The organism is Candidatus Tisiphia endosymbiont of Dioctria linearis (genome assembly GCF_964026545.1).
Lineage (GTDB): Bacteria > Pseudomonadota > Alphaproteobacteria > Rickettsiales > Rickettsiaceae > Tisiphia.
In genome coordinates this window covers 512,423-534,902 of record NZ_OZ032156.1, presented here as the reverse complement: position 1 = coordinate 534,902, position 22,480 = coordinate 512,423, and the positions used below count along the sequence as shown (strand labels likewise).

Genomic DNA, 22,480 nt, shown 5'->3' with positions numbered 1-22,480 from the left:
ATCAAAAGAAATTTAAATGTTATTCATGATCCTGCACCGAAGTAGGGATGACATTAAAACCATAGATATTTATCTTAAAATAATATAAAAATATCTTGCTTAAAAACACTAAATCAACTAAAAATCATTACTTTAATATTAATTAATTTGGAACAAATTATGGGTCAAAAAAACAATCCTAATGATGGTTTGTCAAAGAATCAAACCAATGATATTAACTATGATGATTTTCCTTATGAAAGTTTTCCTTTTGCTTATACAAGACCAGAGCATTTAAGAACTATAGGTCTAGTATTTGGCATGCAACCTCCTATGGTAGAAAATGCTAGGATACTTGATATTGGTTGCGGTGAAGGCGGTAATATGATTGATTTTGCCGAAAGTTATCCAGAATCTTATTCTTTAGGGATTGACTTGTCAAAAGTACAAATTAATAACGGATTGGAAGTAGTAAAGAGTTTAGGTCTAAAGAATATTGAGCTAAAATGTTTATCGATATTGGATATTGATGAATCATTTGGTAAATTTGATTATATAATTTGTCATGGGGTAATTTCTTGGGTGCCGGATGTGGTTTGTAACAAGATTTTTGAAATATCTAGTAAATTATTAAGTCCTAATGGTATTGCCTTTATCAGCTATAATACTCTGCCAGGTTGGAATATGCAGAAAACTATTAGAGATATGATGATGTTTCATAGTGCTATCTTTACTGATAACCATGATAAACTACAACAAGCTAAATTATTATTAGATTTTGTTAGTGATTCTCTAGAAAAATCAGAGAGTCCTTATTCTAAGTTCTTACAGCACGAAACTAACTTTCTTAAGAAGTTAGGCAATTCATATTTGTTACACGAATATCTCGGAGAAGAGAATACAGCTTTTTACTTCCAGGAATTTGTAAGTAACGCTAGAAAACATAATCTGAATTATCTTGGAGATTCCTCACTTTCTGCTATGTTTGTCGGTAATTTGCCGGAAAAGACGGCAGAAAAATTACAATCGATAAATGATATTGTAAGAACTGAACAATATATGGACTTTATTACTAATCGTAAATTTAGAACTACTTTGTTATGTCACAATAATGTCATGATCAATAGGACAATTGAACCAAGTAAATTATCTGACTTCTATACTACTTTTAATATCATACCAGTCAGGCTTGAAAGTGAGGTGGATTTAAACAATGCAGTAGAAAATTTGGAATTTTATTATAATAATTCAGAATCCCCTGGTATTTCAACGTCTTCTTCTATAATGAAGACCGTCTTCTATGTTTATGCCGATAATATTGGTAATCCTTTGACTTTAGATCAAGTCTCTAAACTGGCTATGAAAAAGTTAGAGAAATTCCAACTTAAAGATTTTAAGGAAGAATTAGATTCTGTAATTATAAAACTGGTGTTACAAGGGTATGTGCAAATATTCGCAACAAAACCTAGCTCAATATATGATGTCTCATCAAAACCAAAAGTAAGTGAGTTAGTAAGATATCAGGCTCAAAAGTTAGGACAAACTAATTTGGTTGTGACAAATCGAATTAATGCTTTGGTTCCATTGCAATTGCATGAAAAATATATTATTGAACTATTAGATGGTACAAATTCTATCCAGCAGATTGAAGAAAAAATGTTTGAAAAATTTGCTTCTGGACTATTAGTGGCGTCTAATAAAGATGGTATAGTAAGTGATGAAAAACTTTTAAAGCCATATATTATACATTGTGTAGGTGTTTGCTTACAAAAATTCAAAATGAATTATTTATTAATTGGATAAAGTGATGTTAGTTGAGAAAATTAAGAGCAAAGCTGAATATGAAGAAATAAATGTAATTATCGAGATTCCAATGGCAAGTAATCCAGTAAAATATGAGATGGATAAGGAGTCAGGAGCGATATTTGTTGATAGATTCATGCAAACTGCCATGTTTTACCCTGGTAATTATGGATTTATCCCACATACTCTGTCAGAAGATGGTGACCCAGTAGATGTATTGGTCATAGCACATTATCCTGTTGTACCTGGTTGCGTAATTAGATCACGCCCCATTGGGGTTTTAATGATGGAAGATGAATCTGGATTGGATGAAAAAATTATTGCTGTGCCTAGCTCTAAGCTAGATATTACTTTTGATTCAATAGAAGATTTAGATAGTCTTTGCCCGATTCTAAGGCAACGAATAGTACATTTCTTTGAACATTATAAAAATCTAGAAAAAGGTAAATGGGTAAAGATAATTGGCTGGGAAAATGCTAAAAAAGCCAAAGAGTTAATTGATACAGGTATATCAAGGGCAAAGAGTTAGCTTTGATATAGTGGCATATACTCAAAATTGGAATAACAAATGAAAGGCGAGGGATATACATTATTTCGTTCTGGAATTATAATAGCTTTATTTACCTTAATTTCTCGTATATCTGGTCTTGCTAGAGAATTATTTGTCGCTTCATTATTTGGAGCTGGTAGTGTTGCTGATAGCGTTAATGTTGCTTTTAAATTACCCAACCTATTTAGGCGTATTTTTGGCGAAGGGGCTCTATCAGTCGTTTTTGTACCTATTTTTAATACAAAAATCATAGAATCTCGTGAGGCAGCACGCCATTTCACCGGTATTATATTTACTATTTTACTAATTACTTTAGTAATGGTAGTAGTGCTAATGCAACTTATGATGCCTTCCTTAATGTTTATTATTGCTCCTGGTTTTCATGAAGATCCAGAGAAATTTAATTTAACAATTGCTCTGTGCCGTATCACTATGCCATATTTGGTTTTTATTTCGATAGCGGCGATGCTTGGGGGTATTCTAAATTCAGTAAAGAGGTTCGCAGCTTTTGCTTTTTCTCCGATTATTTTAAATATTCTTGTGATTATTACAACGGTAGCATTACAAGAATGTATATCTGCCCCTATATCGATTAGTTTATCTCTGGTGATTGCTGGCTTATTACAAATCATTTTTATGTTTTATTGTGTCATTAGAGTTGGTTTATCGTTTCCGCTAGTTTTTGATCCATATAATAGAGATGTAAAAAAGTTTTTGTCCAATATGGGGCCAGCGGTTGTTAGCTCAGGATTTCAGCAGCTTAGCTTATTTATCTCGCAATCAATAGCTAGCTTCATCGAAGGGGCGATTTCAATATTATCTTATGCAGATAGAATATACCAATTTCCTTTATCAATAATAGGGGTAACTTTTGGTACTATATTATTACCAGAATTATCGAAAACCTATCAAATGAATGATTTAAAGAAAGCGGCAAATATCCAAAATAATGCTATTAAAGTTGGGCTGTTATTATCTTTACCAGCGGCTTTTGGTATTATTGTGCTATCAGAACCAATCATTCATATAATATATCAGCGGGGGGCTTTTACCTATGCTGATACCATTAAAACCGCTGAGGCTATTTCTGCTTTTTCCCTTGGTTTGCCAGCTTTTATACTTGGCAAAATTTTGACCCCGATTTTTTATGCTAATCATGATACAAAAACTCCTTTAAAAATAACCTTATATTCCCTTACGGTGAATACTATATTAAATATTATTATGATGAGGCAGTTTGGTCACCTTGGTATAGCTCTTGCCTGTTCTATTACCGCTTGGTATAATGTTTGGTTGTTATACGTACACACAAAGAAATATGGTCTTTCTTTTATTGATGCAAAATTATACTTATTTTGTGGCAAGATTTTATTAAGCTGCATAATAATGACACTAGTAATTTGGGTAATTAAACATTATTATGCCCAATATTATTATACCGAATTCTTATTAGTAAAAGCTTTTATGCTAGCAGCAACAATTATAGTTGGAGTAGCAACGTTTTTTCTAATGGTTTTTTGTTTTAAGCTTTATCCAAAGAAATGTATTAATGATGAAAACTGAGTCTAATTATCAAGATTTTTTGAAGACTATAGCCATGATAACTATGGTAATAGATCATTTGGGGTTATATTTTTTTCCTGAGTACGAAATAATGCGAGTTATTGGTCGTACTACTATGCCGATTTTTTGCTTTTTTGCTGGCTATAATTTTCATACAAAACCAAAAATTAGAATTTTGGTAGTTGGAGTTCTGCTATATATTTTTACTACCATATTATTTAGGGAATTTACTGTAACTAATATACTTATCCCTATTTTTTTAGGACAATGCTATCTTTATTATTTTCGTAATAGCTTAAATAATTTTTTCTATAAAGGCTATTGTCATGTTGTTTTCCTTGGCTCTCTTTGGTTCTGTAGTTGGTTCCTTATTGATTACGGAACCTTATCTATGGCTATCATGCTACTTGGCTATATTGCTAAGCATGATCTAGGTAATCTTAGGCTTACCATTGCAATATCTATAATTTTGTCCATAATGCATACCATAGCTATTTTTCAGTTTTCGTATATTTACGTATTTATAGTCATTATATTCGGGGTTTTAGGATATATATTTATGGTCGCAAGAAATTTTGAGCAGAAACTTGCTGTAAATTTACGGATTATCAGTCATAATGCTTTATATATCTACGCTATACATCTAGCAATTTTACAATTTTTATTTTTTAAACTCTACTTATAGCTCAAAATATAATTACTTTAGTAGACTTCCTGCATAAGTCAAAGAAGCCATCGGGATTTTTAGGAGAAACGAAGCCTGCTACCTTCGCGTCTTATCTTCCAGATAAAAAAGTGCTTGAAACGTCTAAGTAATGGGGTTCGCAGAGATTTTTTATGAGATTTGTAGTCATGTAAATATTACTTTTTACTGTTAAAGCACATTCTCATCAGCATTTCTTCAATTTATCTGGCATAATGATGCACCAAATGACAACATGTAGTCAGTAAAGAAAATTTAATTTCCTATCCCATATACCGCATACTAATCCCTTTTTATGGCATAATTTTTGCTCCTTCTCATCTGGAAGATAAGAAGCGAGTTTTGCAAGGGGTCTAATGACGGAAGTATAGCTAATCGAGTTAGCTACAAAGTTATATCCGAATCAGAGGAGAGTTCTCCTGACAGTTCTAATCCACTATCTATTGGTGAAGTTGATTGAGCTAAACTATCTTGACTAACTGTATATTCAGATGGTTGATTAGTTGCTTTTTGCGTTGGTACTTCTTCGTTAAGTATCTTAAAAGCCTGATCTAAATATTTGGTATCATTTTTGCCAACATGTATTGCATGCATTCCATTGTTAGATGCTATATATCCATTATTGGGATCATCGTCTATTAAAACAACATTTTGATTATTATCAACACCAAAATAGCCCTTAGCTTTTTCTATATGGTTCTGTTTACCCATGTGAGACATTCCCTCTCCAAGGGGATACGACACTACCAGAATTTTTTCAATTGCCTCTTTTCCTAAGAGCTGATCAAGAGCATATTTGATGGCATCAGGATATGAGCAAAAAGATACAATGGCTATATGACATTCTACTTTTAATGCTTCTTTCAATAGTTTTACTAATTGATCCTTGTTTTTCCAACCTTTTGTTTCATCTGCTAGGAATCGATCTACATGAGGTCTAAAATCTGATATTTTTCTTAATAGTTCTTTGTTTTGTTCATTTTCTGTTTCATTTGCTAGAAACTCCTCTAAATACTTCGCATTAGGTACAAAGGCATCACTAAGAAACCGCTCTAGAGAGTGTTTTACCATTGTTCCATCAAAATCAACACAGAGTAATGTATTATCAGATTTAGTTCCCAGCTCTAGTTTAGTTTTTTTTTCCCAAGACTCATTTTCTTGCTTAACTTCTGGTTTGCTAAAATCCAAATGGAGGGATTTTGGTAATAATGATAATCTTTTTGACATCTGTTCTCTTATGTTTAGTTTATTATTTTTGCAATAGGTAGCTTATCGGGAAACCTAAAAACTCGTAATCTAATAAACTAAAATTCCAAATTCTACAAGTACAAATTATTTAACTTAAAAGTGTTCTAGTTGTTTCCGACAGCATCCTAACCCCAAATTCTCCGGAATTGACTATATATAATAAAAATACTATACAAACAGTATAAGAACTCTATTCCCTTTTGATCTATTATGCTCTATAATGCAAATCAAAAAATATATTAAAGGTTTTTGATGTCTGCTATTCGCAATATTGCTATTATCGCCCACGTTGATCATGGTAAAACCACTCTAGTTGATAATATGCTTAAGCAAAGTGGAACTTTCCGAGCAAACCAGGAAGTAGCAGAGCGTGCTATGGATTCAAATGACCTGGAACGTGAACGTGGTATAACCATTTTAGCTAAATGCACCTCCTTGATGTGGAAAGATATCCGTATCAATATAGTTGATACTCCTGGTCACGCTGATTTTGGTGGCGAGGTAGAACGCATTCTTACTATGGTAGATGGGGTTATACTACTAGTTGATTCTTCTGAAGGCACAATGCCTCAGACAAAATTTGTGTTGTCAAAAGCTCTGAAACTTGGTTTAAAACCAATTGTTGTTATCAATAAAATTGACCGCCCTGATAGAAGGGTAAGTGAAGTAGTCGATGAAGTATTCGAATTATTTATGGCATTAGAGGCAAATGATGAACAATTAGATTTTCCTATTATCTATGCTTCAGGGCGTAGTGGTTGGGCATCGCGTCATTTAGAAGATGAACAAAAAGACCTTGCTCCACTTTTTGATTTGATAGTATCTCATGTGCCTACTCCTATTGCTGATAGCGATGCTCCCTTTTCTATGCTTGTTACCACTAGAGAATATAACCCATATTTTGGTCGTGTGCTTACCGGTCGTATCCATAGTGGGACAATTAAGACTAACCAAAATGTTAAAGTGCTTAATCGTGATAATATGGCAATTGAAAATGCTCGAATAAGTAAAATACTCTCATTTCGGGGACTAGAACGTGTAGCTGTCGATGTTGCATATGCTGGAGATATTATTGCCATTGCTGGAATTCAGGATGCTACTGTAGCTGATACGATATGCGCTCCTGAGATAATGGTAGCACTGCCATCCTTACCTATAGACCCACCAACATTATCTATGACCTTTGGAGTAAATGACTCTCCTCTTGCTGGACGAGAAGGTTCAAAACTTACTGCTAGAGTTTTAGGCGATAGATTGATGCGAGAGATCGAAAGTAACGTAGCAATACAGGTCAGCCAAACTGAAGAAAAAGATGCTTTTCAAGTTGCAGGTCGTGGCGAGCTACAATTAGGAATATTAATCGAGACTATGAGACGTGAAGGTTTTGAGCTATCAATCAGCAGACCATGCGTATTATTCAAAGAAGATGAACAGGGGAAGAGATTAGAACCAATTGAAGAAATCCAAGTTGATGTTGATGATGATTTTGTTGGGGTTGTGGTTAAGTCACTTGCCATACGTAAAGCAGAAATGACTGATATGCGTCCATCTGGTGGCGGTAAAACTAGAGTAACATTTTTAGGACCATCACGTGGTCTTATTGGCTATCACGGTCAATTCTTAACTGAAACTCGGGGTACCGGTGTTATGAACCGTGTTTTCCATAGCTATGCTCCCTATAAAGGAGCTATTGAAGGAAGGCGTAATGGAGTGTTAATTTCTAATGGAGATGGTGAAGCTGTTGCCTATGCTCTATGGAATCTTGAAGATCGTGGAAAAATGTTTATAAACCCTAATGAACTAGTATATCAGGGAATGATTATAGGAGAACATAATCGGGATAATGATCTAGAGGTCAACCCTCTAAAAGCCAAGCAATTGTCAAATGTCAGGGCTTCAGGTAAGGATGAAGCTATGCGGCTCATTCCACCAATCATTATGAAATTAGAACAATCTATCAGCTATATCGAAAATGATGAAAGGGTAGAAGTTACTCCTAAATCAATTAGACTTCGTAAGGCAATGTTGAATCCTAACGACCGGAAGAGATCGGAAAGACGCGAGGGCTAACTTTTTGGGGTCATCTTGAAAATGATCGGGAATGGATTGCTTCGTCGGCTACGCCTTCTTGCAATGACATTTAGGGACTTAATAATATCAAAAATCTATTCGGGTTAGCTATATAGCTCTATTCAAGGTCTAGGGTGCTAATCCCATGCTGGGTTTTATCCCATTTGAAGGGCATAAAAACAATCTGCCAAATAGCCTTATAGCTTGCTACCGTGTGCAGTAAAAAATACAAAGACCATACTAACAAGGCAGCAACATCTAATACTCGAAAATTAGTTATTTTGCCTTTTTTGCTCAGTAAAATAAAAAAAGCACTGCCATAAAGGTACGAAAAAGCAAAAAAACTATTAACTATCCACAAATAATTAACTACAGCCAATTTATTAATTTTAATAGTTATTATTAGAAATGGTACACAACAAAAACCATAAGAAGAAAAACCAATAAAAATGAAAATAGTAATTATTTGATAGAATTTAAACCTTTTATATTTGTCTTTTTGGGCAAGGAATACCAAAAATGTTTGGATAAATCCTTTTATCCAACGAGACCTTTGATTTATCCAATTGATAATATCTATAGGCGATTCCTCTAAAGTATAAGAATCGATCATATGAACTTTATAACCAAATGAATATAGCCTAATTCCTAAATCAGCATCCTCAGTAACATTATAAGCATCCCAGAAGCCTATTTTTTGTAAAGCATCAACCTTAAAATGATTGCTAGTTCCCCCAAGAGTCACCGGTAAGTTCATTATACTTAAACCTTTTAGAAGATATTTAAACCATAAACAATATTCTATACTAAAAAGCTTAGTGAGTAAATTTTCATTCTCATTATAAAAATTAAGTTTAGCTTGCAAACAGACATATTCTTTTGGTAAACTATCAAAGGTTATTACGGCTTTAAGAAGTTGATCAGTATCAGGGATATCTTCCGCATCATATATTACTACATATTTTCCTTTACAATATTGCATGGCATAGTTAAGAGCTTTCGGTTTAGTTCTAGGTAGAGTAAATGGCACTTTAATCAAATGTATATAACAAGGTAATTCATATAGAATGCTTTCCTTGATCATCAAATAATCATCTGCTTCAACAATGATTTTGACATCTAATTTATGTTTAGGATAATTAATATTAGCAATACAACTAATTATTGACTTTAATTTGCCTGATTCTTTATATAGTGGGAGTAAGATAGTATAAATAGGTAGGGAATCATTGGAATATATATCACTAATTTTAAATATGGTATCTGGCGTAATTGCCGCTTGGTTAAATAGTATAATTTTTAAAATATTTTGTGAAAAATAACAGATAATATTAATTATATGAAAAAGATGTTTAAAATTAAGTAATATAGCAAAATATATCAAAAAAAATATGATAATTGACTTAGTGTAATTGATGTTTTTTGCTATCATGTATAATGAGAGAAATTCAAGAAAATATTTGGATTTGATGATATTCAAGTGACTAAAATTTCGTTCAAGTAATTGATAAAAATCATTCTTTCTAACCAACTTAATTTGCACGTTATAATGTATGGCTGATAACTTTCCTAAATAGGCTAGGTCATTTATAGCAAGCACCTCATTACTTTTACCGTTTTCATAAATGAAATAACCATTTCTGACATATTGATCAATTTTTGAATAATCATAAATCTTAACCTGTGTTTCTTGTACACTTAATAGTGGCAATAATTTATACTTATATAAAATTTCTATAACCATCTCATTATTAATAATCCCTTCTTCGATTATCGTGTTAAAAAAATCATTCTCAGCTAATTTGAGCTTAATATGAGATATTTGTAAATCAGTAACTAGCCGTTCTTTTGCTAGGTTCTGTTGACAAAAATTTTAACGTAACCATATTAAAGTTCCAACGAAATTTAGAAAAGCTAAGAAAGTGGCTGGAGCCTTATCAAATCTAGAAAATATACGCCTAAAATGTTTGATTTTACCAAATAAGCACTCAATTAAATATCGTTCCTTATAAGTATGTTTATCATATTCACGTTGTACTTTACGGTTAGATTTTGGTGGTATAACAATCTCACACCCCTTATTTTCTAAACTTTCTACAAATGCACTACTATCGTATCCTTTATCGGCTATCACAGTCGTATTCTGAACATCTTGAGTAAGATTTCCCGCTTGAGTTATATCATTTCTTTGCCCAGCAGTTAGTATAAACTTTAATGGATTACCAAGGGCATCAACAAGGGCATGAATTTTAGTACTAAAACCACCTCTACTTCTACCTAAAGCCGCTTCTTCTTGATTACCTTTGATATATCCAGATGAGCAAGCATGTGCTCTCACAATAGTTGCATCAATCATAATTGATTCCATATCTGCATCTACTTTAACATAATCCATTAAATCCTCCCATATACCTTTGTCAACCCATCTCTTAAATCTGCGATAAATACTGTACCAACAACCATAATCATCAGGTAGAAGACGCCATTGGCAACCTGTTCTAACAATAAACCATATTGCTTCAATAAAATGTCTCGTTTTTTCTTCATTCTTGTTGTGTATACCATTTCTTTCCTTAAAAAATGATAAAATTACTTCCCATGCTTGTTCTTCTATGTAATACTTCATATTGGTAGTTCCTTTTTTTGATAACTAGAAACTACCATTTCTTCTTACTATGGCAACTTTTTATTCCTCTTGCCTAACTATAATTTTTGTCAACAGAACCTAGAATATCTAAAAATTCTATATTCAGGCTCCTTATATATCCATCCATATTGAAAATATTACTCCCGATATTTTATAACGTTGCTTAATCAGGCTTTTATCCGAAAAATACCCTATTTGTGTTGTTATACTATTTTTCTTTAGATTACCAAACTTAATATTTTTTGCAATTGAAAATTGCTTATATAAAGTTTTATTATAAATATTACCGTAATTTTTTCTAATATAATATTTGGCAAAGCTTAATAACATAATGCCATTTTTAAATTCAACGCCCTCAGATATTGAAAAACTATAATGACTTCTTTTGCCATATGGATTATTTAGGTTCTGCCCAAAACTCAAAATACCTTGAGCAAATACTGAAGTTTCACCTAAAATTGTCCGTATTTTTTTGGATATTGCTGATAACAATAATAATTCATAAGAAAATTGCTGCTCACACCCATCTTGAGTTATGTATATTCTTGGCTGAACTGAGACTACCCGATGAATATTCTGAAAAAGCTTAATTTTATAAAATATACCAATTTCTTTATTGTTAGATAGGTAGTTCATATCATTACTTCCCTGAAATTTATTTTCTTTATAAAGCAATTGAATAGCTAAATTTTGGTTATTATTAATGCCATATTCGATAGCAAAAATTCTCATTAATTGATCTTGGTATGAAGATATTTCTCTTGAGCTACGTTCTAAAGATTGAATTTGGCAAAATAACTTATTATACAGAGCTGATGAATTGTTAACCAACTTGATACGTTCTCTTAAATGGGCTAGTTTACGCTGAATTTGTAAAAAGAGATCGGCTCTTATTTGCTTAATATTTTCAGAATTTTTATCGATAGTAGCAGTAGTAGCCATATATCTATACCTACCTGAGTCGATTAACCAAGCTGATCCATAAACCTTATTTGCTATAGAAATTATAAATAATAATATAAAAATGATTGTTATTTTCACTTAACAGCAACTAATAGTTTAAATTTACTAAAATACAACCTATTATAAATTTAGTAAAATTAAATATAACCAACCCGATTAATATATTAATGTATTTAGTTAGCTTGAAATATATCAAGTAGCATGCTATAATTTTTACTAATTTGTCTTAGTGATCGATATAAAGTAATATATGATAGTGTATAATTATGGCTGAAGTTTTTTTTAATGGTCCTGCCGGTCGGATTGAAGGACTATATACTAAATCTAGTGATTCTAAAGCTCCACTTGCTTTAGTATTACATCCACATCCACTTTACGGTAGCACTATGAATAACAAAGTGGTTTATTATGTGTATAAAACATTAGTGTCTAATGGATTTACAGTACTCAGAATTAATTTCCGGGGAGTTGGACGTTCCCAAGGAGAGTTTGATAATGGTGTTGGCGAAATGACCGATGCTGCAACAGCACTTGATTGGTTACAGCTTAACAATCCTACTGGTAGTATAAATTTGATAGCAGGCTTTTCTTTTGGAGCATGGGTAGCCATGCAACTTATCATGAGAAGACCAGAGATTAATAATTTTATTATGGTATCTCCACCAGTAAATAAATATGATTTTTCTTTCTTGTCTCAATGTCCTATTTCTGGCTTTGTAATACAAGGTGACAAAGATAGTATTGTGTCAGAAGAATCAGTGCTTGAACTGGTAGGTAAATTGTCTAAGCAAAAACATATAACTGTTGACTATAAGCTCATCCAAGGAGCCGATCATTTCTTTCGGAATAAAATTGGTGAATTTACCCAGGCAATTAGTGATTACTTACAATTAAGGTTATTGAATAATGAGATTACTCATTTAAATAAGGACTTTCTTACTGAAGGAAATTTGGCAAAAAAATCTCTTAAAAAAGTTTTCTTAGATTAACAATGAACCATTGGTTATAAATAAAAAAAATAGGTCTCTATGGCAAATCAGGAAGAAACTAAATTATTACTACGCAATAAGCTATTTGAAGCTTTAAAAGAAATTATAATTGTAGATGGTAAAAACCCAGATAAAAGACTACTTAAAAAATGTGGAAGAATTGCCGATAGTGTAATAGCACTTTCTCAAGACCCATCAGAATCTAATATTAATTTGTATAAAAAGGAATTGAAGAATTTTCCATATTCTGGACACATTTTAGGTAAAACATTAAAGATAATAAAAGAGATGTTTCCTGGAGAGCAAAATCAAGACATAAGGGAGATAATAGATATCCCTCTTATGGACGCATTTAAAGAAAGTAAATTAGCAGCAGCACCCAGAACAGAAGGAAATAAACCGATACCAGCACCTAGAACAAACAAACTCGAATCTATGTTACGTGATAGAGCAATTTTGAAGCAGAGTGGTTTTTCACTAAAGGGCAATAAGCAAGCTGGTGTATCTGCCGGATATATTGCTCAAGAAAATAAGACAGGTAATACTTTTATTTTAAAACATTTCTATAAAAGCTATAAGGATTGTTTAACCGCAGATAAACAAAAGTGGGATAAACAAGCTTTGTCAGACAGAACTGACGGTGTACAGGAGTTAATAGGTTCTTCTATGTATCAGTTTTTATTGTATGATCGTGCCCCTAAAGAGGAATTAGTAGTACCTAATAAAGCCAACAACAACTCACTTTACGTCCGCTCCAAATTCTTTGACAATGTGGTGCAACTTTCAGAATTTTCTGGTTTATTAGGTCAGACCAGAGTTAGAGGTAATAATTTAAACTTACAAAAACTAGAAGGGTTTGAAAAAGTCATTGCTGCTTGTCATATGTTAGGAGAAGGGGATTACCATGCCGGTAATTTGATGGTACAAGACGGTAAAACTGTAATGAAAATAGATCACGGTAAATCTTTTATGACTTTTCATCAAGATTTTGGTTCTATGATCGAAGAAACATATAAAATGTTTTCCCATGATGGAGTTGGATATACTGAAGCTATTAGGCAAGGTAACTTATCATTTAGCATTGAAAAATATAGTAAATCATTAGAGCAAATGATACATCAGTTAGATGAGCAGCAAATAGAGGCTATGGTTGATCAAAAAGTTGATGAATTGAAAAAAGTTGGATTTGATCCAAAAGGTCTCACTGTTAGTGCAAGACTCCAGGATAATAACTTTGAAAACATATCTATTAATAACTTTGATGAATTAAGAATATTTTATAAAGAAAATATAAAGGAAAATCTTAATAACATGAAAGAGATTGCAAAATCAGCAGATATAGTGAGCAAATTTAGTGACGTCTCTCCTGAATTTAAAAAAGGTCAGTGGTTAGAAACTTTTGCTCACTCACCTATTAAAGATCCAGTAGCATACGCAGCTCACCATAATATTCAAATTGAAGGGAAAACTGCTCTAGAATGGGCTAGTGAAAATGATTATCAAATTAAAGTTCCTGTTCATCCTGTTACAGAAATCGTTCAGGAAACACAATGGAAAAGAAGTAAGGATGGAGCATGGGAAGAACAAAAAGTCTCAGTACCTAAAACTCAAAAAAGTGTAACAAGTTTGGATCCAGCACAATATGTTACAGATATAGAAAAGCTTCTAAAATCTTTTGAAGATAAAGTTGATGACTTCGCACAAAAGACAATAAAAAGCAAAAAAATCACTAAAGAAAAAGTAGAACAATTTTATGACAAATTATTAACCCATCTTAACAAAAAACAATGTCTCACTGATAAGGATGTTGAGAAAATAAAGGCAGACCCAGAGTATAATCTGAATATTCAAAATACAACTAAATTAATAGAAATGACAACACCTAATTTAACTAATATGGATAAGATGTGTTATAAGGTAGCAAATTTTTGTAAAAAAATAGGGCTTTCTAGTTTATCTAACCATCTTATGAATAAGATTACTCCTGAAAATTTATCTAATATCCAGAAGATAGAAAATGTTTTAACTGAGAGCATCAAATTTAAAGAAACATTGCTAAAACCTAGAGTAAGTAAAGAAGTAATCCAAACAAAAGATCTTATACCTCAAACAAAAAAAACAAAATTGGGTAGGAGTTAATTAGTAGGAGTTCTTTGCATTATAAACCTTAATAAGTTTTAGATGTCTCATGCGTCATTGTGAAAAAGTGCTTTACGGCAACGCAGCAATCCTAGGCTCTGTGAACAAAATTTAAATTACTAGATTTCGACTCTTTTTAGCTGCAAATTATAAGATTTTTTTGAAATAGAACTAACTATTCCGGCAAAAATCTTATTAATTTTCGCTTAAAAATACTCAAAATCTAAACAATTAAAATTTTGTTCACAGAGCCTAGAAATGACCAGGAATGGATTGCTTCTTGACTTACGCCTTCTCGCTACTTATCTTCCAGATGGAGAGGAGCAAAAATTATGCTATAAGACGGGATTAGTATGCGGCACAATGTCTAAAAAATTAAATTTTCTTTACTGACTACATGTTGTCATTTGGTGCATCATTATGCCAGATAAATTGAAGAAATGCTGATGAGAATGTGCTTTAACAGTGGAAATTGATGTTTAAAAATATTATATCGATTAATTTAAATCATGTCAAGTAAAAAGTGATATTTACATGACTACAAATCTCATAAAAAATCTCTGCAAACCCCATTACTTAGACGTTTCAAGCACTTTTTTATCTCGAAGATAAGGAGCTAGCACAAATCTTAAAGATTAATTTACTGATACTGCCTCAACCTTGATAACTCTAGCCTCTGAAACGTATAAAACTTTTCAGGGTTCTGAAATGCCTCAAAAATGCAAAATGATAAAATTCGTATTTCAGAACCTTGAACTGAATGGCAAAAAACTTGAGACCTCTCTACGTTTCCTGTTCGATATTTTTGAAAAAACGACCACTCGTACGGAAGTGGCGGGGCGTAGTGAACAATTTCCGAACCCAGTCAGATACCAAATTGCTTATTATACAAGTAATTAAGCTCTATTATTAGAGCTTCGTTATTTCATATTCTAACTCCATATTTTTTCCACAAAATGCTAAGGAAATTTTTAATATTTGTTTTACATGTGAGTACTCTTTTATTTTACTATCATATTTTTTATCAATAATTTGTTGCAAGCCAGTTTTGGCTATATCAGCTAGACTTTCTGAGGATTTAGCTACCTTGTACTCAACGATAATCGCATTCTCTCCCCTACCAACTATAGAAGTTAAGATATGATCACACCGACCATGTCCAACCTCTCTATTTGACTCTATATTATACCTAACCGTCAGAGGGGCAAGCAAGCCCCCAACTAGATTATGGTAATCTTTTTCCTCAGTTAAATCGTGATATCTAGTTGATCTTAGTAAATATTTTTGTAATCTTTCAGCAAATTGATCAATTTGTTGATTGGTTAATAACTCGATAAAATTATCATAATCACTGATATTAATGTTTAACTTTTTAGTAACCCACTGTATCACTCGCTCAACATAAATATTACGCACTTCTTTATTTGGTATGCTCAAACTATATCTTGGATACTCTTCATTATCATTTGCTAGCATTGGACTAAGATAACCAGTAAATAATAGTAAACTAAAAAATACATTGCTGTTGTCTGCTAGATCGGCAAAGGAAATTTGTTTATATAATCTTTTCACTATAGATTTTCCTGCTAACAATTGATCTAACTCTTGTTGCATCTCATCTGAGAGCAGTATATGATCAATCCAATCAGTCCCACCACTATCAATCCAATAATGATCAAGCTTGCCTTTACTTGCCAAACATTGCATAATCGACCATGGATTATAAATGACTTCTCCACCAAAATTATAGCCATTATACCAATTTTTAATTTCTTCTGAATTCGTAGTGGTTGGCACTTTGCTTAATAATTCATCAACTTCAGTTTGAGTAAAACCGTAACTGCTAGAAAATCTTTCATCTAGTAAACTACATTCAGTTAAATTATTCAAATCTGAAAACAAATTAGCCTTAGCAACACGCAATATACCAGTAATAACACCTTTTTGTAATGAATCATTGGTTTTAAGACTATTACCAAATATTGCCCGAAATAGAGCTAATACTTCCTCAAACTCTTCTGCCTTACTGCCAAACTTCATATATGCACTATTAATTGGCGTATCATATTCGTCGATTAATATATAGACTTTTTGATTAAAATGTTTATAAAGTAAATCGCTTAAAAATTTCAAACTATTTTTAATGTCATCTTCTATTAACTTGCCTGTAAAATATCTTTGTAATATTTCTTTTTGTGCATCAATCAATAATTTTTCATCTTGTTTTATATAACGCTCTAAATAACGATGCTTGGCAAATAAATTAATTATTTGACTTTTAATTCCCACCTCAATTTCCTCATAACTACTTCCTCTAACACCCTTAAAACTTATAAGAATAACTGGAAATTGACTTTGGCGTTTCATAGAGTTTGCTACATTAGCAATTTTTAATGGCTTTAGTTCTTTAGTTTCATCAAAACCCAAATCCACCTCTCCTCCACTAAACAACTTATAATTAACTCTTTGTTCTTGCGGCAAGGGTATCCCATACTCATCCACCTCTATCTCAAAGAATCTCCGCACCATATCCATATTCAGACTTTTACCCCACCGCCTTGGACGGGTGATTAAGGTGACTTTACCACTATCTTCTAGCAACTCTTTGATCATTAGACTTTTGTCAACAAATATGTCGCTATTAATCAACAAATCGTAAAAGTCATCGGTACCAACAAACATTCTTGGCTGATAATTATTGTGGTTTTTTTCTTTCATATTTTACTCAATCAACTAAAATTCACTCTTATGTCTAATAATTTATAACAACTCATGAACATGGTATTTACTCATAACTTGCTTATATGCTTTATTATAACATAATAATAACTTGCACTAACTATTTATCAGTAAAAAATTATAAAATTTTTTACTCCTTATCCCAAATTTGCGTAATAAAGTATTTTAGAGATTTTTTATCTAAGGAGTCGTAAGAAAATAATATGTATAAATTAAATTCTACCTACAACTAAAATTATATAATCATTGTATAATTGCCACTAAACTAAATATTTCACTAGTTTTTTATAAAATACACTTTACATACCAAAATATATTATATACCTTATAAAATATATAGGTTTTTAGAAATAAAGGAATTTATAGTCAATACAAATTAGGTTCTTGATATTGTTACAAGTTCCTAAACGTCATTGCGAAGAGGCATGAGCCGATGAAGCAATCCAGGAAAATGGTTAAATTTGGATTGCTTCATTGTGCTTTGCTACTACTCGCAATGACTATTGGGATACATATACGTCATTGCGAGACCATGTAGTGGTCGTGGCAATCCAGAAAATGATTAAAAATGGATTGCTTCGCTACTGCTCGCAATGACGGAAAAGCTATCTAGAACTTTAACGAGTAGCTATATGAGGAATTTTGGAGATTATTGAAGTAAAAAACTAAAGAGGTTTTATGTCAAAAGAAAGATTACAAACACTAAGAAATAAATTTAATAGTTTAAGCAATAATCCACTGATGGATATTGATGGGAATTTGAGTAGTTTGCAGAGTAAGCTGAGTAGTGAAAAATCCAATAATAATAGCTATATATCGCAAAATAGTAGTTTATCGTCACAATTATCACAAGCTCAAAACGATCTTGCTAATAAGCAAAATACTCTTCGTAATGCTCAAAACGATCTTGCTAGTAAGCAAAGTACTCTTAATAGTACTCAATATAGTCTTAGTAATATTCAATGTAATCTCACTAGTAAGCAAAATAATCTTGCAACATTACAAACTAAGCTTAACGGACAACAGGCTTTAGTAAGTAAAATACACGAATATTTAAGCGATTTTCAGGATAATCCTGTATCTATCACAGGAATGGTAGAAAATGATCAGCTAGCTGCCAAGCTGATTGGTGAACTAGCACAATTAAATTTGGAGTAAATTTATGAGAATACGAGATTTTATAAAAGACAATATTGCATACGCTGAGGAACTTGTTGAATATAAGGAATTTCGAGTGGAAACAGAACTTTTATCTGCAAATGTAACATTAAAAGACAATGGTTGTTTATCACAAGTTACAACTTTAAAGAGGATACAAAAGTTTATTTTACATAATGGTCAGGAAAGACTTTTCCACGAAGAAACTAAAACTGTTTGCTGTGATGGAGCTCTAATAATTAGCAATCACTTTTCTGATGCTGGTAATAGTGAGAGTAAAATATTTACTCCTCTTAATAATGCCTTAAACGTAATTGCTCCAATACTTGACATAATTCCGGAGATTACTTCATACCAAAATAGTAATAGTAGTTATATAACACAAAATTCCTAAAAGAGTCAGGAGGTTGCTCGAAAGAAACAGGAAGTTTCTCAAAAAAGCCAAGAGATTTCTTGGAAGAATCAGGAAGTTTCTCAAAAGACTCAAGAAATCGCTCAGAAAAATCGGGAAATTACCGAAGTACAGCAAAAGATAGCAGGGTTGCAGTCACAGGAGAATAGTTTGCAAAGCCAGATAAATAGTTTCCAAATTGGTAATAATATTAAGGCATTAAATGCTAAACAAAAAGCTCATATTCTACAGAAACTTTGGGATAGTAGTGATGCAGATTCTGTTTCAGTAATTAATGCTATCAAACAATATGGTTTTGATCCGCATTATGTACATAAAAATGGTCAATCTTTGACCCAGTTAGCTTTAAGCAGAAATGATGTTGCTTTATTTGATTTGTTAATAGCTAATAAAATTGATTTCAATATTAGCAATGCCAACCTAACTATCTTCAAGTTAGTGTTGAATTCAGGTAATAACAATTTCATTAATAAAATGTTTGCCACGGGGCAAGATTTTACTAAATCGCTATTAGATGTGGTACTAAAAGATGACGCGGTGATGCTTGACAAAATATTTAGTCATAAAGCAGAATTAAGCCAGGTTAGCTATTCAGGTTACAGCCTATTACAATTGGCATTAAAGCATGGTTGCTATAAAGCGGCAGAACAAATATTACGATCTAATCCTCAGGCGATCAATCAACTAACAACCAAGGGATTGTCTGCGTTACAACTAGCTGTGCTAACGGATGATAAGCCAGGGATAGAGTTGCTGAAAAAGTTTGGAGCAAATTTTGAGCTTGAGTTAAAAAATGCTATTAGCAAAAATTATGGAAAGAACGTTACTAAGATATTAGAAACTAATCCGGAACTACTAAATAAATTAGAAGCCCAAGGTAATAGTCCTTTATACCATGCTTTGTTACAAAATAAGCTGGCAATAGCAGACGCTTTGTTGAATAAGGGAGCTGATAGTAAAATAGTTATGCAAAAGGCTTTGGCAGAAAATAATTTACAGATGGTTAAGGATTTAGTTGCTTTAAATGCTGATAGTGCAGAACTAGTAATAAGTGACAATAAACCTGCTTTGTATCTTGCATTAGAACAAGATAAAACAGAGATTGCTAAATTGTTATTAAAAACCAGTGATTTAATGTCAGTGGTTAAATTGTCAGCAGATAAAGCACAAGCTAATATTGCCGTAAAATTAATTAAGTTGCAACCTAGTTTATTAGCCAATTTAGCTCAAATAGAGAATAGTAAGGTAATCGAGAAGTTACTTGAGGATTCTGGGTTTATATCGCTTGTAGAATCTTTAGCAGACAATAATGGTAATAATTTACTGCATCTTGCTTGTAAAAATAATAACCATCAATTAGCCACAGAGATTTTAGAAAAAAATCATATTGATGTTAATAAACAGAATAGTGAAGGTAAAACAGTTTTTCATATATTGTTAGAGAATTCAGCAGATTTTGCAGAAAAATCCCAGTTAGCGGAGGTTCTTTTAAAACACCATCCTGATATTCATGTATCAGATACTAGCGGTCATACACCAATCGATTTAGCTGTAGAACATTATGCAGGGATACTAGCTATGTTCTATCAGCAAGATTTGATGGGGGATAGTACTCATACAGAGCTTAATTAAATTTATTCACTATCTCAAAAGTAGTTTTAATAACTTTTGAGATAGTGGGGTAGTAGCGAGATGTTTGATTTCTATGTAAGTAGCGACAAAGCAGTTTTAGAGTTACATAATGAAGATATTGATTATATAAGGATTTATAATAATTTAATAGACCCTACTGATACTATTTATTGTATCTTACCTTTCTCACGAGATAATAAGCCATTATATTGGCATAGTACTACTACACTTACAGGTCCTCCTGCCGATTTAGTAATTCTTACCCAAAACCTCAACCGTAGTAGTTTGTCTGTTGAAGATGCAGATTTCAGGCAGTTTCGTAGTATTACAGTTAGTGATAATAAGTTTTATCGGGATGGTGATAGGTTTTTGGTAATTCAACAAGACGAACATAATAACAATTCTGTTACTTTTAGAAATTGTCAGGCTTTGAATGCTGATTTTTTCTGTAATAAACTTACCTGGATAGGTGGTAGGGTAAAAAATAATTTATCTGTTGAATTACATGGTTTAAATAGTGAGCTAACAATAAAAGGTAATGATGAGGCAAGAGCGGTCATCGGCACTCTAATTATACCAGAAAATATTAAGCCACTAAGAGTTTGTTTAGAAAATGTTGCTATTATAACTAATTTTTCTTGCGAAAATGTAAAAACCCTATCGCTTAAGAATGTTAAGTATGGTAGTGGAGTTTGCAAATTAATAGCTGAAGAAATAGAAGAATTATCTAATTTTCAGAATCTTAGTACTGAGTTTATTGTTAAGTCAGAAATAGCTAATATTGGATCATTTATCTCACCGATAGGCAAGGTCTATATTGATGTTTATTCATTCATTGAATTTAAGGCTGATGGTGATGGTAGGTTTCAAGGGCTAGACCTAAATATTGATGTGAGTCGAGCAATTGAGAAAAAGATCGAGATGCCATATGGTATCGTTAAATTTGACAAGATCAATATTAAAGGAGCCAGTGTCATCGATATTCCAGGCATTTTAATAGCTGAGCAGGTGGAAATCATTAATTGCCTACAATTAAATCTCAACGAATCAAGAATAGGACATTTAAAATATCAAGCGGCTCAAGGAAAAGTATTTTTTGGTAAACATTCTGCTAAAACCACGATAATTGATAGTTTGTGGTTAATAGGTAATATCACAGCTAATTTTCAAGGACCTACCGAACTATTTGATCTAGATAGTGAAGGAAGGAGTCATATAGTTATCCTCAGCGATTATAAAGGAAAATTTATCAAACTAAATCTTAATCTTGATGCCAGACGAGATAATATTAGTTCTGATAGAGATGGTTATTTTGGTTTGCACATTCAGAATGCTGGTAATAAGAAAGTTGAAATAGATGCAATTTTAACCAAGCTAAATAGTTTTAATATTAGTGGTAGTGTGAAACTTGGGCAGATTATTTGCCAGCCTATTGATAGTAAATATAATTTAATTCAAATTAATGTTCAGTATCTATCTCACATTAGCATTGATGGTTTTTTTGCTGGATTTGATCATAATATAGTTATTGAAAAAGCTACTGGAAAAATTAGCTTAGTTCAATCAATGGATAGAGCTTTATCTACTAGCCAAATTATTGCTGGTATTAATTGTGCAATGCAAGATTTTTTAACTATCAGGGCTGGTCAAGGTTTAAGCTTTCATGGCAATATTAAAGTTATCGATGGTAATATTGAGTTATATAGCCTCTTTGGCGTATTATCAGCAAGAGGCTCACTCACATCTGAACAAATCAAACTTTTAGCTATTGGGGGAAGTCTTGACATTAGTGCTCATCTTAATACCAATAGTTTAGTTACCTATTCTAAGACAGACTCTTACATACGAGATACTATCATCAATGCTATTCAATTTTAGCTCACAC

16 protein-coding genes are annotated in these 22,480 nt (G+C 32.2%); 11 read left to right on the top strand and 5 right to left on the bottom strand.

Annotated features, from left to right (window positions below):
- Positions 1–159 precede the first annotated feature (159 nt).
- From AAGD42_RS02570 to AAGD42_RS02555, 4 genes are read left to right on the top strand one after another with little or no spacing between them, the layout of a single operon-like run.
- The gene (locus AAGD42_RS02570) at positions 160–1,782 is read left to right on the top strand and encodes a class I SAM-dependent methyltransferase (protein WP_341753145.1); all 1,623 of its coding nucleotides are present in this window, start codon (positions 160–162) and stop codon (positions 1,780–1,782) included.
- 4 nt (positions 1,783–1,786) lie between these two features.
- The gene (gene ppa / locus AAGD42_RS02565) at positions 1,787–2,311 is read left to right on the top strand and encodes an inorganic diphosphatase (RefSeq protein ID WP_341753144.1); all 525 of its coding nucleotides are present in this window, start codon (positions 1,787–1,789) and stop codon (positions 2,309–2,311) included.
- Between the two features lie 39 nt (positions 2,312–2,350).
- A complete protein-coding gene (murJ, locus tag AAGD42_RS02560) occupies positions 2,351–3,895 on the top strand; it encodes a murein biosynthesis integral membrane protein MurJ (protein ID WP_341753143.1) in 1,545 nt (514 codons plus the stop codon).
- Positions 3,882–4,580 (top strand): TraX family protein, encoded by a 699-nt coding sequence (locus AAGD42_RS02555; RefSeq protein ID WP_341753142.1) that lies wholly within the window; start codon positions 3,882–3,884, stop codon positions 4,578–4,580. Before murJ ends, AAGD42_RS02555 begins: the two co-directional genes overlap by 14 nt.
- Before the next feature lie 402 nt (positions 4,581–4,982).
- Here AAGD42_RS02555 and AAGD42_RS02550 read toward each other — a convergent pair whose 3' ends face one another.
- Positions 4,983–5,825, bottom strand: a complete 843-nt coding sequence (locus AAGD42_RS02550; protein ID WP_341753141.1) for a hypothetical protein — start codon at positions 5,823–5,825, stop codon at positions 4,983–4,985.
- A gap of 273 nt (positions 5,826–6,098) precedes the next feature.
- Here AAGD42_RS02550 and typA point away from each other — a divergent pair, with 273 nt between their 5' ends.
- Positions 6,099–7,916, top strand: a complete 1,818-nt coding sequence (gene typA / locus AAGD42_RS02545) for a translational GTPase TypA (protein WP_341753140.1) — start codon at positions 6,099–6,101, stop codon at positions 7,914–7,916.
- A 118-nt stretch (positions 7,917–8,034) separates the two neighbouring features.
- Here the strand turns inward: typA and AAGD42_RS02540 are convergent, their stop codons facing one another.
- The 3 genes from AAGD42_RS02540 to AAGD42_RS02530 all read right to left on the bottom strand — a co-directional run bounded on the left by AAGD42_RS02540 (position 8,035) and on the right by AAGD42_RS02530 (position 11,604).
- A complete protein-coding gene (locus AAGD42_RS02540) occupies positions 8,035–9,660 on the bottom strand; it encodes a glycosyltransferase family 2 protein (protein WP_341753139.1) in 1,626 nt (541 codons plus the stop codon).
- Between the two features lie 129 nt (positions 9,661–9,789).
- A complete protein-coding gene (locus AAGD42_RS02535) occupies positions 9,790–10,542 on the bottom strand; it encodes an IS5 family transposase (protein ID WP_341752561.1) in 753 nt (250 codons plus the stop codon).
- A gap of 132 nt (positions 10,543–10,674) precedes the next feature.
- Positions 10,675–11,604 carry a hypothetical protein gene (locus AAGD42_RS02530; protein ID WP_341753138.1) on the bottom strand — a complete coding sequence of 310 codons (930 nt, stop codon included), beginning with the start codon at positions 11,602–11,604 and terminating at the stop codon, positions 10,675–10,677.
- A gap of 188 nt (positions 11,605–11,792) precedes the next feature.
- On the opposite strand from AAGD42_RS02530, the gene AAGD42_RS02525 reads away from it, so the two are divergent.
- Together AAGD42_RS02525 and AAGD42_RS02520 are read left to right on the top strand one after the other, a co-directional pair.
- The gene (locus AAGD42_RS02525; protein WP_341753137.1) at positions 11,793–12,515 is read left to right on the top strand and encodes an alpha/beta hydrolase; all 723 of its coding nucleotides are present in this window, start codon (positions 11,793–11,795) and stop codon (positions 12,513–12,515) included.
- A 39-nt stretch (positions 12,516–12,554) separates the two neighbouring features.
- Complete coding sequence (locus tag AAGD42_RS02520; protein WP_341753136.1) at positions 12,555–14,654, top strand: hypothetical protein; 2,100 nt, start codon at positions 12,555–12,557, stop codon at positions 14,652–14,654.
- Positions 14,655–15,563: 909 nt separating this feature from the next.
- Here the strand turns inward: AAGD42_RS02520 and AAGD42_RS02515 are convergent.
- Entirely contained in the window at positions 15,564–17,372 is a 1,809-nt protein-coding gene (locus tag AAGD42_RS02515; RefSeq protein WP_341753135.1) for an AAA family ATPase, read from the bottom strand.
- 699 nt (positions 17,373–18,071) lie between these two features.
- Here AAGD42_RS02515 and AAGD42_RS02510 point away from each other — a divergent pair.
- The 4 genes from AAGD42_RS02510 (at position 18,072) to AAGD42_RS02495 (ending at position 22,473) form a co-directional block, all read left to right on the top strand.
- Complete coding sequence (locus AAGD42_RS02510; protein WP_341753134.1) at positions 18,072–18,551, top strand: hypothetical protein; 480 nt, start codon at positions 18,072–18,074, stop codon at positions 18,549–18,551.
- A 4-nt stretch (positions 18,552–18,555) separates the two neighbouring features.
- Entirely contained in the window at positions 18,556–18,945 is a 390-nt protein-coding gene (locus AAGD42_RS02505) for a hypothetical protein (protein WP_341753133.1), read from the top strand.
- A 168-nt stretch (positions 18,946–19,113) separates the two neighbouring features.
- The gene (locus tag AAGD42_RS02500; protein ID WP_341753132.1) at positions 19,114–20,595 is read left to right on the top strand and encodes an ankyrin repeat domain-containing protein; all 1,482 of its coding nucleotides are present in this window, start codon (positions 19,114–19,116) and stop codon (positions 20,593–20,595) included.
- A 60-nt stretch (positions 20,596–20,655) separates the two neighbouring features.
- Positions 20,656–22,473 (top strand): hypothetical protein, encoded by a 1,818-nt coding sequence (locus tag AAGD42_RS02495; protein WP_341753131.1) that lies wholly within the window; start codon positions 20,656–20,658, stop codon positions 22,471–22,473.
- The last annotated feature ends 7 nt before the right edge of the window (positions 22,474–22,480 follow it).

Bases quoted from the DNA above. Each gene is read 5' to 3' on its own strand.
- AAGD42_RS02570 (WP_341753145.1), top strand. From the start codon at position 160: ATGGGTCAAAAAAACAATCCTAATGATGGTTTGTCAAAGAATCAAACC.
- ppa (WP_341753144.1), top strand. From the start codon at position 1,787: ATGTTAGTTGAGAAAATTAAGAGCAAAGCTGAATATGAAGAAATAAAT.
- murJ (WP_341753143.1), top strand. From the start codon at position 2,351: ATGAAAGGCGAGGGATATACATTATTTCGTTCTGGAATTATAATAGCT.
- AAGD42_RS02555 (WP_341753142.1), top strand. From the start codon at position 3,882: ATGATGAAAACTGAGTCTAATTATCAAGATTTTTTGAAGACTATAGCC.
- AAGD42_RS02550 (WP_341753141.1), bottom strand. From the start codon at position 5,825: ATGTCAAAAAGATTATCATTATTACCAAAATCCCTCCATTTGGATTTT.
- typA (WP_341753140.1), top strand. From the start codon at position 6,099: ATGTCTGCTATTCGCAATATTGCTATTATCGCCCACGTTGATCATGGT.
- AAGD42_RS02540 (WP_341753139.1), bottom strand. From the start codon at position 9,660: ATGGTTATAGAAATTTTATATAAGTATAAATTATTGCCACTATTAAGT.
- AAGD42_RS02535 (WP_341752561.1), bottom strand. From the start codon at position 10,542: ATGAAGTATTACATAGAAGAACAAGCATGGGAAGTAATTTTATCATTT.
- AAGD42_RS02525 (WP_341753137.1), top strand. From the start codon at position 11,793: ATGGCTGAAGTTTTTTTTAATGGTCCTGCCGGTCGGATTGAAGGACTA.
- AAGD42_RS02520 (WP_341753136.1), top strand. From the start codon at position 12,555: ATGGCAAATCAGGAAGAAACTAAATTATTACTACGCAATAAGCTATTT.
- AAGD42_RS02515 (WP_341753135.1), bottom strand. From the start codon at position 17,372: ATGAAAGAAAAAAACCACAATAATTATCAGCCAAGAATGTTTGTTGGT.
- AAGD42_RS02510 (WP_341753134.1), top strand. From the start codon at position 18,072: ATGTCAAAAGAAAGATTACAAACACTAAGAAATAAATTTAATAGTTTA.
- AAGD42_RS02505 (WP_341753133.1), top strand. From the start codon at position 18,556: ATGAGAATACGAGATTTTATAAAAGACAATATTGCATACGCTGAGGAA.
- AAGD42_RS02495 (WP_341753131.1), top strand. From the start codon at position 20,656: ATGTTTGATTTCTATGTAAGTAGCGACAAAGCAGTTTTAGAGTTACAT.